11 protein-coding genes are annotated in these 14,111 nt (G+C 32.0%); 5 read left to right on the forward strand and 6 right to left on the reverse strand.

What is annotated here, in order from left to right; all coding sequences use genetic code 11:
- Nucleotides 1-4: 4 nt before the first annotated feature.
- The 3 genes from QZU90_RS04590 to QZU90_RS04600 form a co-directional block, all read right to left on the reverse strand.
- Nucleotides 5-1,720 (reverse strand): glycosyltransferase family 39 protein, encoded by a 1,716-nt coding sequence (locus QZU90_RS04590; protein WP_296855795.1) that lies wholly within the window; start codon nt 1,718-1,720, stop codon nt 5-7.
- A 120-nt stretch (nt 1,721-1,840) separates the two neighbouring features.
- Entirely contained in the window at nt 1,841-2,713 is an 873-nt protein-coding gene (locus QZU90_RS04595) for a UbiA family prenyltransferase (RefSeq protein WP_295605429.1), read from the reverse strand.
- A gap of 115 nt (nt 2,714-2,828) precedes the next feature.
- Nucleotides 2,829-4,169 (reverse strand): glycosyltransferase, encoded by a 1,341-nt coding sequence (locus QZU90_RS04600; protein ID WP_295605431.1) that lies wholly within the window; start codon nt 4,167-4,169, stop codon nt 2,829-2,831.
- 248 nt (nt 4,170-4,417) lie between these two features.
- On the opposite strand from QZU90_RS04600, the gene QZU90_RS04605 reads away from it, so the two are divergent.
- Both QZU90_RS04605 and oadA read left to right on the forward strand, forming a co-directional pair.
- Nucleotides 4,418-5,512, forward strand: a complete 1,095-nt coding sequence (locus QZU90_RS04605; RefSeq protein WP_295605433.1) for an inositol-3-phosphate synthase — start codon at nt 4,418-4,420, stop codon at nt 5,510-5,512.
- Between the two features lie 310 nt (nt 5,513-5,822).
- Nucleotides 5,823-7,550: a sodium-extruding oxaloacetate decarboxylase subunit alpha gene (gene oadA, locus QZU90_RS04610; protein WP_295605435.1), complete on the forward strand. Its 1,728-nt coding sequence runs from the start codon at nt 5,823-5,825 to the stop codon at nt 7,548-7,550.
- Nucleotides 7,551-7,804: 254 nt separating this feature from the next.
- Here the strand turns inward: oadA and QZU90_RS04615 are convergent, their stop codons facing one another.
- Together QZU90_RS04615 and larC are read right to left on the reverse strand one after the other, a co-directional pair.
- Complete coding sequence (locus QZU90_RS04615; RefSeq protein ID WP_295605437.1) at nt 7,805-8,413, reverse strand: hypothetical protein; 609 nt, start codon at nt 8,411-8,413, stop codon at nt 7,805-7,807.
- A gap of 122 nt (nt 8,414-8,535) precedes the next feature.
- On the reverse strand, nt 8,536-9,810 hold the full coding sequence (larC, locus tag QZU90_RS04620; protein WP_295605439.1) for a nickel pincer cofactor biosynthesis protein LarC: 1,275 nt from the start codon (nt 9,808-9,810) through the stop codon (nt 8,536-8,538).
- 241 nt (nt 9,811-10,051) lie between these two features.
- On the opposite strand from larC, the gene QZU90_RS04625 reads away from it, so the two are divergent.
- The 3 genes from QZU90_RS04625 to QZU90_RS04635 all read left to right on the forward strand — a co-directional run bounded on the left by QZU90_RS04625 (nt 10,052) and on the right by QZU90_RS04635 (nt 12,806).
- Nucleotides 10,052-11,263, forward strand: coding sequence for a phosphatidylglycerophosphatase (locus tag QZU90_RS04625; RefSeq protein ID WP_295605441.1), 1,212 nt, complete (start codon nt 10,052-10,054; stop codon nt 11,261-11,263).
- Between the two features lie 50 nt (nt 11,264-11,313).
- Nucleotides 11,314-12,150 (forward strand): adenosylcobinamide-GDP ribazoletransferase, encoded by an 837-nt coding sequence (gene cobS / locus QZU90_RS04630; RefSeq protein ID WP_296855799.1) that lies wholly within the window; start codon nt 11,314-11,316, stop codon nt 12,148-12,150.
- A 101-nt stretch (nt 12,151-12,251) separates the two neighbouring features.
- Nucleotides 12,252-12,806 (forward strand): tRNA (cytidine(56)-2'-O)-methyltransferase, encoded by a 555-nt coding sequence (locus QZU90_RS04635; protein ID WP_295605445.1) that lies wholly within the window; start codon nt 12,252-12,254, stop codon nt 12,804-12,806.
- Nucleotides 12,807-12,895: 89 nt separating this feature from the next.
- Here the strand turns inward: QZU90_RS04635 and QZU90_RS04640 are convergent, their stop codons facing one another.
- Complete coding sequence (locus QZU90_RS04640) at nt 12,896-14,017, reverse strand: DUF763 domain-containing protein (protein WP_295605446.1); 1,122 nt, start codon at nt 14,015-14,017, stop codon at nt 12,896-12,898.
- Nucleotides 14,018-14,111 lie beyond the last annotated feature (94 nt).

A 14,111-nucleotide genomic window follows, 5' to 3' on the forward strand; every position in this document is an offset into this window, starting at 1 on the left:
GTATTTAATTAATCCTTTCGTATAAATATAACCCTTCTTTTTGATAAATCATTGTATAATTTGATAAATTAAAATTACCATCAGAGATGTAATAAGTGATATTGCTTGACTCCAAATAATCCAATCGGTCATCTGTTATTGGAATTGTATACATCCTTAAGAACCAATTGTAAGGCCTTTGTTTAAATACAGCAACATCCTTTGACATATAATCAGAATCATATTCTGTTAAGTAATCTGCAATTACCTTATTCTTATTGAAATCCTCATTATAATGAACTGTAGATGTGAATGTGAATGCAGAAAATATGCAAAATACAATAAGGAGTATTGGAATAATCTTTAAAAGATTCTGCTTTTTAAACTCAAAGAACTCAAATTTCCCAGACAAATCCAAAATCTCGTTTAGAGCATATATCACAAAATAAATGAAAGCTGGGAAAACAGTTATTATGTATCTATTCACCTTAATATTCAAGAATGTGAAGAAAATAAAGTAAACTAATAACCATGCCAACATGAAAATATCTGTTGAATATATCTCCCTATCAATACCGATTTTCCTGAAATATGAAAACAGAATAACCAAATCAATCAGTATAAGTGTTATTGTGATAAGGGAATTGATTTTAAAGCTTAAGATTGAAATGACCAACAGCACAACAAATAAGATCCATACAAGATACTTGTATTTAGACTCCCCTTTTCTCTCAGCATTGATTAACTTATATCCAGATAACAAAATTCCGGCAGCAAATAGTCCAATTAAGAAAAATGACATTGGATTTAAGCCATTTAATACTGGAATAACATTATCAAAACTCACATAGTCCGAGTATAGGAAATTTGGGAAATCATGAAGATAAAAGAATGTGTCAGTTGTATATGCATTATCAATCACTTCTCCTTTAGAACCTGAAGCAAATGTAGAGCTTTGTGTTAAAAATGATAAATTAGACCCATATGCTAAAATTGTAGCTGAAAAGAGCACGACTAACATAAAAGCTATTGCAAATGATTTTAGAATATTCCTAAATTCCTCGCTTTTTATGTAAGATTTGAGTTTTCTTGAAAACTCTTGCCTATCCACAATCAATAAATCCAGGTTTGTGAAAAAATCATGCTTGGAAAGATAATACAAGAGTATCAAAGGGAGCAAGAATAATGCAGTATAACGTGTGAAAACAGCTAAAACAAATAAAGGAATAGCTATCATATAATATTTTGAATCATTATCAACTGCAAGAAGAATGAAAATGACAGTCCATATGGATAAAGCGACTGCAGGCACATCCAAAGTCCCATTTGCCCACCAAAGCAAAGTAAGGGAAAAGCTACCAAAAAGAAATGCCCCACAAAGGCTTAATAGGGAACTGAACTTATTCTTTAGAAGCACATAAATGCCAATATTTGCTAATATGCAAAAGATTCCAGTAACCAAGTAAAGAGAAGCTTCAGATAAAAATCCTAATTTGAAAAGAATAGCTGTTAAAATGCAAATAACAGGTGACAAGTACAGATAAAGGATACTTGATTCATAACCTGCAAAAACAAGGGAATTTGATAAATAAATAAAGACATCAGAACAGTAAATTCCTAATGCCTGATTAAAATTTATGAGAGTATAAGTAATGAGAATGCTAAAGACTGTTAAAATAAGCAAATAGAAAAAATCATTCTTAGAGATATTCAAATCATCTAAAATATTTTTAAACATCATAATTTTCACTAATCCCAATAATTTCATTAATTTTAACAATCAATTTCTACAATTAAATCCACATTATATTCAACAATTAATTTAACAATTTTTCAATTGAATTCACAATAATTTTTAAAACTATACAAAGCTAAAAACATTAAAAGATCCTACTACAAATGCTACAAAACTGATTAACATCGCTATTTTTAGATTTTTAGAAACCTTAGCGCATGTCTCTTCAGGCGGATTCAATTTTAAACTATAAGCGCTATACAAGAATATGATTATAGGTATAATCATTATCACCATATACCCAATATTAAATATTTTGAAGATGTAAAGAATAGGACACATTAAAGTTGTTACAACAATCAGGATTATTGAAATTATTGAAGGGATCTTCTTGCCATATAAAATAGGAAAAGTTCTTGCACCTTCCTGTTTATCACCCTCAATATCTTCCATATCCTTTACTATTTCACGTGCCAATGTCATGAACATCGCAAATAATCCTAAATAAATTGAGATAAATAAAATCTTTAATGAACTTGTAGCACAAGCTATTACAACACCGGCAATTACAAAACAGAAACCTGTTAAAGTAGCTACAGTAAGATTTCCAACCAGTGGCATTGCCTTTAAGTTTCTAGCATAAAGATACATTATGAATGCAGCAGGAATGACAATTATAGATGGCCAAATTGAATTTACTAAATAGCTGTCAACAAGACTTAAAAGAATTCCTATTCCAAAGAGGACATAAGAATAATTTCTTGCATTTTCAAGACTGATTCTTCCTGACGGAATAGGTCGATTAGGCTTGTTTATTTCATCTATCTTTACATCAAAAACGTCGTTGATAGTATTTCCTGCACCAGTGCAGACAAAAACAATTATTGCACAGATGATTATAGGCAAATCATAATAATGTCCCACAAACATCATCAATATTACAGCAATAGCTGCCATAAGTGCATTTCCTGGACGGATAATTTCTAAATAAGCATTCATTTTATTTCCTCAATTTTAATTCTAAATATTTATCTCCTAAATAAATTTATAATTTTATAAGTATAAATCTTTTATTTTTTAATATTAAAGTTGCAAATTTATTAAAATTGCAAATTTATAATTCATTCAGTAAATCAGCGAATTTTTTAGCCATGTTTTCCATGGAATAATCTTCAATATTGATGTCTGAATTCAATTCAACAGTTCCATTTTCAATGAATTCATTATAAATGTCCAATAAGGCGTCTTTAGTTGATTCCAAGCTTGAAACATGATATCCGACTTTAGTTTCCTCAATCAGATCCTTCAGGGAACCTTCCTTGTATCCAATTGATAAAACAGGTTTCTTCAATGCGAAATATTCATAAATCTTTCCTGGAATAAACATCTTTTCCTTTTCATTATCCCAAGATATAAGAAGAAGAACATCACTATTCAATTGCTTTTTCAACACTTCCTCATGAGCTATTTTACCGCCAATATGAACGATATCCAAAAGACCATAACGCTTAGCTATTTCTTCCAAACTAGTGCTGTCACCGTAAAATTCGATTGAAATTTTAGATGAATCCAATTTATTCTCATCCTCCAATTGGCGAATAGCTTCAAATAAATAACTTGGGTCTCTTTTACCCCCATACAAAGATCCTGCATAAATAAATTTCAATTTTTCTGAAGAGTCACTGGAAAAATCATCCTTCTTAGAAACTAATTCCCCTAAAAACTTAAAGTCATCCTTGTCATAACCTGATAAAATCGGGACTATCCTATTCTTCGGATGTAAAGTGGCTAATGTCTTAGCAGCCAAATCTGTAGTAGTTGTTAAAGCATCTACATTTTCAAATGTCTTCAATTCCAATCTTTTTTCAAAATAATTTCTTATGGAAGTATGTGAAACATATGGGTTCAAATTCCAAAGATCCCTTAAGTCTGCTATCCAAGGGAGATTATACTTTTCATTTAAATCCTTTGCAATTGTATGACATGTTATAGGCCATGAAGAGCTTATGATAGCATCAATTTCTTCCTCTTCAATTACTTTAGAAGCTTCCTCAAATGCAGATTCATGCCAGTATTTCATTCCATCAGGAAATGCAAATACTTCACCCGCCATTGAAATGGCCTTTGAAGCAATTGGATTGGAATAAGAAGTGGAATCCTTTAACTTTTCATCATTAAATTCTATAGAATCTTTAGAATCATTGTAATCAGTGAAATCAGTTGATTTAGATTTCTTGAATTTATTGGTAAAATGACTGAACATATCCTCATATTCAGTGAAAATGATTCTGCAATTCAAATCATCGTTTTCCTTTGGAATGAAACCTAAATCCGGGACAATCACTATAGGCTCCCATCCAAATTGAGGCAAATATTTTGCGAGTGCCCTTAAACGCTTTGAAGCAATTTCATTCACTTGATTAAAGTAAAATGCTATTAAAATCACTTTTTTCATTTAACCACCGAATTGAAGACTTAATCTAAATAGTTTACCATGTAAAATTATTATTTCAATAGAACATCGTCATTTTTTTTGAAAAGATTTATATAAACAAATGTTAATATATTAAAGTAATATGATTAATATTTATTTTTATTCAATAATATTTATATAAATTTTTAAAAAAAAACAAAAATACTTTAATTTAATCATTAACTAAATTAGAAAATCAAAAATTAGAATTATTATATACTGGTGAAAATATGAGCAAGATTAAAATAGCTGTAGTAGGAATTGGAAACTGCGCAAGTTCTCTTATACAAGGAATCTATTACTATAAAGATAAGAATCCTGAAGATGCAATTGGTCTCATGCACTGGAAAATTGGTGACTGGGACCCAACTGACATTGAAGTAGTGGCTGCTTTTGATATTGATGCAAGAAAAGTTGGAAAAACTGTTGATGAAGCAATCTTTGCAAAACCAAATTGTACCACTGTTTTCCAAGCAGAAATACCAAAAAGTGATGTAGTTGTCCAAATGGGACCTGTACTTGATGGTGTCAGTGAACATATGGCAGAATTTGAAGATGATTATACCTTTGTAGTAGCTGATGAAGAACCAGTAGACGTTGTTGAAGTCTTAAAAGAAAGTGGAGCAGAAATATTACTCAGTTATTTACCAGTAGGTTCTGAAGAAGCTGCAAGATTCTATTCACAATGTGCATTAGATGCAGAAATTGCTTATATTAATTGTATGCCAGTGTTTATTGTAAGTGACCCAGAATGGGATGCAAAATTCAGAGAAAAAGGCCTCCCTGCTGTTGGTGACGACATTAAAGCACAAATTGGTGCAACCATTACACACAGAACTTTAAGTAACTTGTTTAAAGAAAGAGGTGTCAAATTGATTCACACCTACCAAATCAACACTGGTGGAAACACTGACTTCTTAAACATGCTAAACAGAAAACGTTTAGACTCTAAAAAAGAATCTAAAACTGAAGCTGTTCAATCAGTACTTGCAGAAAGAATGGACCCTCATGACATTCACATTGGTCCAAGTGATTATGTACCATGGCAAAAAGACAACAAGATCTGTTTCTTAAGAATGGAAGGTAAAACCTTTGGTGACGTGCCAATGGACATAGAACTCAGATTAAGTGTAGAAGATTCTCCAAACTCTGCAGGATGTGTAATTGACGCTATTCGTTGCTGTAAATTAGGACTTGAAAGAGGAATTGGTGGACAATTAACTTCAATTTCATCTTATGTTATGAAACACCCTCCAATCCAATTTACTGATGATGAAGCAGCAGCTAATGTTGAAGCATTCATTAATGGAGAAATTGAACGTTAAGAATTTATTCTTAACTTTTACTTTTTTTATTTTTTTAATAACTTTCTTTTTTTTTACGAATTGTCCTTATTTTACTTTTTTATAAACTTTTTTGATCCAATACTTTAATAAATTTACTCTATTTTTAAATCACAATTAAATTTAACTAAAAATAGATAACTTTTATTAGTAGTTATAACAATAAATAATAATATAATGTAATATAATCGTATGTGATTTAGAAATAATAAATAGAAATTTATTTAAAATCAAAAACGTGATTTTGAATTAAATTTATCATGATATGTAAAAATTTTAGTGAGGTGTAAAGATGAAAGTGAAAATAACAGAAACCGCATTCAGAGATGCTCACCAATCCCTTTTAGCAACCAGAATGAGAACAAGAGACATGGTTCCTATTATTGAAGAAATGGATAAAGTGGGATATCATGCAATAGAAGCATGGGGTGGAGCTACCTTTGATACTTGTATAAGATTTTTAAACGAAGACCCATGGGAAAGATTAAGAATATTGAAGGAAAACTTTACTGAAACTCCCTTGCAAATGCTCCTTAGAGGTCAAAACTTACTCGGATACAAACATTATGCTGATGACATTGTAACTAAATTTGTAGAAAAATCCTATGAAAACGGTATTGACATCTTTAGGATTTTCGATGCAATGAACGATATAAGGAATATGCAACAATCCATTAAAGTAGCTAAAGAACAAGGGGCTCATGTTCAAGGAACTATCAGCTACACCATTAGCCCAGTTCATACCATTGACAAATTCGTAGAGTTTGCAAAAGAACTTGAAGCATTAGAGTGTGATTCAATAGCTATTAAGGATATGGCTGGTTTAATCACCCCATCCGTTGTATTCGAATTGGTTACAAGATTAAAAGAAGAAACTGATCTATTAGTTAATTTACACTCACATTGTACCAGTGGTATGACTCCTATCAGTTACTATGCTGCATGTCAAGCAGGTGTTGACATTTTAGACACCGCTATTTCACCTATCGCTTGGGGTACTTCACAACCTCCAACAGAAAGTATTGTAGCATCCTTACAAGGTACTGAATTCGACACTGGTCTTGATTTAAAAGCATTAAACCAAATTAAAAAGTATTTCGAAACCCTTAGGGAAAAATACGAAGGATACATAGATCCTATTAGTGAAAGAATCGACACTGATGTATTGATGTACCAAATCCCTGGTGGAATGCTTTCAAACTTAATTTCACAATTAAAACAGCAAAATGCATTAGACAGATACCAAGATGTATTGGAAGAAATGCCTCGTGTAAGAAAGGATATGGGATACCCTCCACTTGTAACTCCTACAAGCCAAATCGTTGGTATTCAAGCTGTAATGAACGTTATAAATGGAGAAAGATACAAAATCGTTTCTAACGAAGTTAAAGATTACATGAAAGGTTTCTATGGACGTGCTCCAGCACCAATCAATCAGGAAATCGCTAAAAAGATTATTGGTGATGAAGAGCCTATTACCTGCAGACCTGCAGATTTAATTGAACCGGAATATGAAAACTTCAAAAAAGAAGGTGAAGATTTAGGAATCATCAAGAAAGAGGAAGATGTGCTTACTCTTGCAATGTTACCTCCAGTCGCTAAACAATTCCTTAAAGGCGAACTTGAAGAAGAAGCATTCCCAGAAGTCCATATTGGAAGTTCCAGTGACGATGACTTAAGTGCTATTCCAACAGAATACTCTGTAGAAGTGGATGGAGATATCTTTGATGTTAAAATCATGCCTACAGGATACATGCAAATAGGACAACAAGGCTCTGGAGACATCGGCCCAATTCCTGGTGCATTAACTGCATCCATGCAAGGTATGGTACTTAAAATCAAAGTAAACACTGGAGATAAAGTCCAAAAAGGTACTGTAGTGGCAGTTCTTGAAGCTATGAAAATGGAAAACGATATCTACGCTGAAGAAGAAGGTATTGTAGAACAAATTTTCGTAGAAGAAGGTGACACTGTCAACGCAGGTGACAACTTAATGTTGATTAAACCTTTAGACGAATAATGGTAATTATTTACCATTATCTTTTTATTTTTTTTAGATTGATTTAATGTTCATTAGATTTAATCTCTTTACACCCTATTTAAAATTAAATGCTCCTTCTAAAATTAAAATCTCCTATTTAAAATTAAACAAACTATTTTTAAGAATTTATTTTCAAAACATCTGGTAAAAAGAAACTCATATAATGCCCAATTAATTCGTAAAATATGAAACTATTATATGGATGATAAAAAAATAAATGGACAATGATAGCATTATCCATTTCCAATTCCTAAAAAGAAATAATTATAAGTATTTTCTAAAGTGTCTGGAGCCATCCAAGGATATGTTTTAGCCAAGTATTCCTTTATCTCATCTGACCTGGTAATGACATCCGCCTTATTTGCAAATTTCTGAGACCTGAAATAATCATTCAAATCATCGCTGATTTCACGGGATTCCTCATACAAATGCTCTAAATGTGCAGGGGGAATATGAGGCAATATCTCCCTAAGAATATCAATAGGAATCAAATCAAAATGGTTTGCAATTGCAAAATTAAAAATAACATTCAATATAAGATCTTTGGTATTGAGAACAACCCTTCTTGGAATGGATTCCGCTTGTTCCTTAGAAATGACACCATCTTTTAAAGCCCTCTCTACATCTGTTTCAACGACAATCTGAAAAGACCTATTGTACTTTCCTTGTCTTAAACGAATGGCAAATAAAACCATACAAAGAACAGACAAGACTGCAAATATCAATGAAATGAATGAAACCAAACCAGATTGGAGCTTAAATTCATTATAAATCAATATTACAAGAGCCAATAATATAAATAATCTTGATAAAAATGCTAAATCTATTCTTGGAATTCTCATATTTTCACATATAATAATTACTGTTAGTCCATATTTAAGAATTTCTTTTTAAACTAACAATTTTTGCATAAATATATTTTCTACTCTCTTTCTTTACTCTATATTCTTTAACTCTCTATTCTTTACTCTCTGTTGTTTTCCAAATAATCACGAATCATTGTGTTTGCAACATCCCTAATTTCAATTAAAGGAATGTCCTGCTCTACAGAGATTCTGCGTAAATCCTCATATTCCGGCCTATGAGAAATAATTTCATCTCCGATCAAGCCTATCTTAAAGTTGATTGTGTAAATATGATTGCCAACATTAATATCCAAAGGAACAAATTGCCTTTCAGCCACTCCTCTATGAGTGTTTTCAGAGACTCTAATACCTAAAGTACCTGTTTCCTTAAAGAGGATATTAACCAAATGGTCAACCAAATCAGGTTTGGAAATAATTTTAATTAAATGTCCCGGCCTATTTTTCTTCATTGTAATAGGCACCATTGAAACATCAGATGCCCCTTCAATCAACAACAAGTCAAACAGGAATCCCAATTCTTCACCGGACATATGGTCAATATTGGTTTCGATTACAGAGACCTTATGTTTTCCATTGGCATTCTTGGATTTGATGATTCTTAAAACATTAGGGAAATCGAATTCCTTTGAGCCGCAACCGTATGCAATCTCTTCAGGAGACATCATAGGGGCAAATTCCAAAAATTCGTCACAGAACTCCATATACAAAGCACAACCTGTAGGTGTTGCTAGTTCAGAATTTACCGGCCCTCCAATGCATTTAGCTTCTCCCTTTGAGAAATCACTGAAATTGCCATCATTTAATCCTTTGAGAATATCCAAGCTTGCAGGAGCTGGGACAGGAATTCTTCCATGGGCAGTTTCAACTACTCCCCCACCAACAGCAATAGGAAGACCAACTACCTTATCATTATCCATTCCCAAATCAAAGTAAGCACAAATGGAACCTAAAACATCTGCAACAGCATCTGCAGCACCAACTTCATGGAAATGAACTTCTTCAAGGCTTTTGCCATGGACGCTGGACTCTGAAATAGCTATTCTTTTAAATACCTTTTTAGCCATTTCAACCATTTCATCAGTTAAATTTTCAATATCTGCATATTTCAAGAGATCAATTTTTTCCATAAAATCTGGAAAATGAACATGATGATTGTTTTCATTATCTTCGTCTATGGTCTTTACATTACAAAATGTAGCATCAATTCCAGACTTATTTACCTTGTTTAAGGACACTTCAACCTCACCAAAGTCAACAGCCACATCTTCCATAAGACCTTTAACCTTTTCGCCATCAGCTCCCAAATCAACAAGAGCCCCGATAATCATATTCCCAGAAATTCCTGCATTCTGAGGGTCAATAATATAAACCATAAAATTACTTCCTTAAGCTTAAATTCTAATATTAAAATTAATCTCTAAAAAATTCTCTAAAATACTATATATAATTACAATTAAATAATATTTGTTATAAAAATATATTCATTAATATTCATATAATAAATAATCAATTTTTATAGAAAACGATTAATTATAGAAAACAGTTAATAGATAAGCAATCTGAAATTAGAAAAATAAAGTATAATCTTCAAAGCAATTGAAAAGAGGAATTTAATTGTCTAAAAAAAGCAAAAGCAAAAAGAACAATAAGAAAATCCAAAGCATCAAAAACAAGCTTGCAAATGGTGAATTGATTAAAAACGAAGATGCTTTATACATCAATAATCCAGATTATTTTTTAACATTCAGTGATTTGGAAATAAGTGATGGGATTGACATTATAGAAAATATCATGGTCTTGTCCGATAATTACATAAGTTTCAATAGAGAAAATGAGGATGAACCATTAAATGATGTTGAATTAATGGAAATCACTGAAGAATATAAGGAAAATAATGATATTGATGGAGGGTATATCGCTCAAAGCTTTGATAAAATAGATTTTATAAGCAATACCTATGAAGATATAACTGTCATTACTGTAATTTCCAATGACCTTGAAGTTCAGGATTTTTACAATGACCTGAAAGTGCTTAACAGCTGGAAAGGATTTGAGAATGCTAAAGTTGACTTTGGACAAATAATTCTATTGAATCATGCATTTAGTCCTAAATTGCTCATACAACTTTATAAGGTAGCAACTAAACAAAAAGCAAAATTCTTTGAATCCCTTCACTTGCCAGCCCATATTAATCATATCCTAAACAACAATGATTTCTTGGTTATTGCATCCAATCTTCCAGAAGAAACTTTAGATCAAGATTACATAATGGAAATTGGTTTAGACATTACAAATATGGAATATGAGGATGATGACATAGATTTGGATGAATTTATAGAAAGAATTGAAGATGCAGTGGTCATTAGTTGTGAGGATGCATTGGAAAAGATTAATTTAAACATTGGAATACTTGATTATCTTGTCAGCAAAGGAATCCAAATTGGAGATATGATTGAAGTTGGAATGAGTCTTTTGGAAAACATTGAAGAAAGTGAGGAGTTGAAAGAAAGATTTGAAAAGCAATTGCTTAAGTCAATAAGCGATAATAACATCAATGCACTATTGATTTCAGCAATTGGACTTGAGGAAGACCTTCAAAAAGGAAGAGTCCGTGAAATAAACCTAAATGAAAAATTAGTTCATTTCTATCCTGATGAGCTTATCGGCGCAACAATTGCAAACCAAATCGCTGGAACAAAAGCTTTACTGAATTTCAGAAGATACTCAAAAGAAAAGCCAGGCATCTTATACGGCTTAGGACCAATTTTATCAAACACATTTGCGGGTTTGATTGCAGGATGCATGACAAAAATACTCGAAGAATAAATTTCTAATGATTATTGATGATTTATTAAAGAATTGATGGATTTGAAAATATGAAAGATCAAAATAATGATGACTACTTTGAAAAACAAAGCCCTTCAACATTACGTTCAATTGGAGGATTATTGACTTTTTCAACAATACTTCCTTTAAACGTTTACACAACTATAGATGAAATGGCAAAATTGACCTGGTTTTGGCCAGTTTTAAATGGGCTTATAGGATTAATGGCCACAATTATTGCATTCATATTAGCAAAATTCATACATTTTGACCCATTATTAGTTGCTGCAATAGTCTATGGATTCTTATTATTGATTAATGGATATAATCATTTTGATGGATTGATGGACTTTGGAGATGGGGTGATGGTCCACGGCCCCCCAGAGAAAAAGTTAAGCATTATGAAAGATCCCATGACTGGTGTCGGCGGAATAGCTACAGGATTTATTGTAGGAACAATCACAATTGCGGCATTTAGTTCCTTAATTAACTATGCATATGCAGTTAGCTTTAATATTCTTTTATTAATTATAGTGGCAGAAATCTCTGCAAAAATAGGCTTAACAACTTGTTGCATAAGCTCCCAAGCATCAGAAGATGGAATCGGCAAATATTTCATCAAGTACATGAACTTGAAGAATTATGTTATTGGATTAATTATTTGCTTTATAATTTCTGTAGCATTAAGTTTAGGCCCTGGAATCCACATAGGACTTTTAGGCATCATTGGAGGAGCATTCGGTGGAGCATTAACAGCATTGCTTGCTAAGAAACATCTTAAAATTGCAAATGGAGATGTTCTTGGAACTTCTAATGAATTAGGCCGACTTTTCTCATTACTCGCTATGTTAGTATTTATTTCAATGAATTTCAGTACTTTAATTTAAATTATAAATTTAATAAAAAAACTTAAGAATTATAAATAATTAAACATTGAAAAATAAAAAATTAAAATTATCAAATTATCTTATTGTAAAAGAGTGAAACAATGAATATAAATGTATTAAGATTAGACCACAGAATAGGAAGAGACACACGTATTACAACCCATGTATGTTTAACTGCAAGAGCTTTTGGTGCAAGTAAAGTATGGTTAGCAGGAGAAGAAGACCACAGCATGATGAAAAGCGTAAGAGATATTGCAGACAGATGGGGAGGAGACTTTGAAATTGAATATAACAATTCATATATGGAAGTTATAATGAACTGGAGAGAAAATGGAGGAAAAATAGTTCATTTGACCATGTATGGCTCACAAGCTCATGAAATTGTAGATGAAGTGCGTGAAACCAGTGATGATATACTAATCATCGTTGGTGGAGCAAAAGTTCCTACAAAAGTTTATAAAAATGCTGATTGGAATGTGTCTGTAACAACACAACCTCATTCTGAAGTTGCAGCACTAGCAATTTTCCAACATCTTTTGATGGAAGGAAAGGAATTTGATTTGGAATTTGAAAATCCTGTATTTGAAGTCATTCCAACAGCTCATGGAAAAACTGTAAACATCCATGATGAAAATAGAAAAATCAACAAAGAATAATTAGTGAAAATAACCAATAAAAAAAAAATAACCTATAAAGAAGAATAAATTATTTCACAATAATTTATTTATCTTTACCACCATAACACCTAAGAAATAAAATCATCCAAACGTTTTAAAGCTTTCATTTTATCATATTTATCTAATTTTGCTTGATAAAGAGCATCCTTTACAGTTGCTATGGAATGGTCGTAAACATCCCTGTCTACAGGATATGGAAAACCGTCTTTTCCACCATGACTAAATGAATATTTTACAGGATCTTTCCAACTTGCAGGCTCACCAAAGACTAAATCTGAAATTAAAGCAAGGGCCCTTATTTTTTTAGGACCAATGCCTTGAAGCAAAATCAAGTCTTCATACTTTTCAGGTTGTATTTCCCAAGCATTCTTTAAAACTTCAAATTCCTTATCTGATAAATCCATATCCAATACCTGATGATGCTCCGGCAGTGTCAATGAGTTTGCTTCATTGATGCTAAAGTCTGTCAAAAGGAGTTGATTAGAATCTTTTCTTTTGAAATAACTCCTTAAATGGTCAGGGTTATCATTAATCAAATCAACACTGATTTTTTGTGCTTCAACACTATCCTTTGAAGCCATATTCAAGGCTTCAGTCTCTTTCTTATCACAGGATATTCCATTATGAGGGTCCTCTAAGAAACTTGCAACATTTTCACCCATCCAATGGTAACGCCTTGCATATTTTGTTGCAGTGTTCATTCCTTGCTGTACAACTGCCCAATCCCCTTTTTCAGTGATAAAGAAGTTATGGACATATAAATTATAGCCATCCTGTAAGCATGAGTTATCCACCTTTGCAGACAATTTGCTTGAATGAATCATATCTTCAACATTAGAGCTTTTAAGATTGAATATTTCTCCTGCCCTTTCAATTCCTTGAGGAGTTTTTCTAGAAGCGGTTCCTTTACCTCCAGAGATATATATTCCATGCTTTTCCGGATCAATTGAGGATTTTAATGCACCAAGGGTGGTTGTAGTTGTTCCAGAGGAATGCCAATCAAAACCAATTACACATGAAAATGCTTGGAACCAATAAGGGTCAGATATTCGATTTAGGAATTCATTAGTCCCATATTCTTCTATTACCACTTCAGAAATTGCACCGGATAATTTAGTCATCCTATCAAATAACCATCTTGGCGTATGCCCTCCATGCAGTGGCAGATTAGTTGTTCCTCTTCGTTGCATTAAAATACCCCTAAAAAAAGTTCTAATTAATATTATCTAAAAAATAGTATATAAAATTAAAAAGAGCATTTGAAAAATAATACGAGAAATAATA

Source organism: uncultured Methanobrevibacter sp., assembly GCF_902784195.1.
Classification (GTDB): domain Archaea; phylum Methanobacteriota; class Methanobacteria; order Methanobacteriales; family Methanobacteriaceae; genus Methanobrevibacter.

What these genes read in the sequence shown, in the direction of transcription:
- QZU90_RS04605 (WP_295605433.1), top strand. Translation starts at nt 4,418, where the DNA reads ATGAGCAAGATTAAAATAGCTGTAGTAGGAATTGGAAACTGCGCAAGT.
- QZU90_RS04635 (WP_295605445.1), top strand. Translation starts at nt 12,252, where the DNA reads ATGAATATAAATGTATTAAGATTAGACCACAGAATAGGAAGAGACACA.
- QZU90_RS04600 (WP_295605431.1), bottom strand. Translation starts at nt 4,169, where the DNA reads ATGAAAAAAGTGATTTTAATAGCATTTTACTTTAATCAAGTGAATGAA.
- QZU90_RS04590 (WP_296855795.1), bottom strand. Translation starts at nt 1,720, where the DNA reads ATGATGTTTAAAAATATTTTAGATGATTTGAATATCTCTAAGAATGAT.
- QZU90_RS04595 (WP_295605429.1), bottom strand. Translation starts at nt 2,713, where the DNA reads ATGAATGCTTATTTAGAAATTATCCGTCCAGGAAATGCACTTATGGCA.
- QZU90_RS04615 (WP_295605437.1), bottom strand. Translation starts at nt 8,413, where the DNA reads ATGAGAATTCCAAGAATAGATTTAGCATTTTTATCAAGATTATTTATA.
- larC (WP_295605439.1), bottom strand. Translation starts at nt 9,810, where the DNA reads ATGGTTTATATTATTGACCCTCAGAATGCAGGAATTTCTGGGAATATG.
- QZU90_RS04640 (WP_295605446.1), bottom strand. Translation starts at nt 14,017, where the DNA reads ATGCAACGAAGAGGAACAACTAATCTGCCACTGCATGGAGGGCATACG.
- cobS (WP_296855799.1), top strand. Translation starts at nt 11,314, where the DNA reads ATGAAAGATCAAAATAATGATGACTACTTTGAAAAACAAAGCCCTTCA.
- oadA (WP_295605435.1), top strand. Translation starts at nt 5,823, where the DNA reads ATGAAAGTGAAAATAACAGAAACCGCATTCAGAGATGCTCACCAATCC.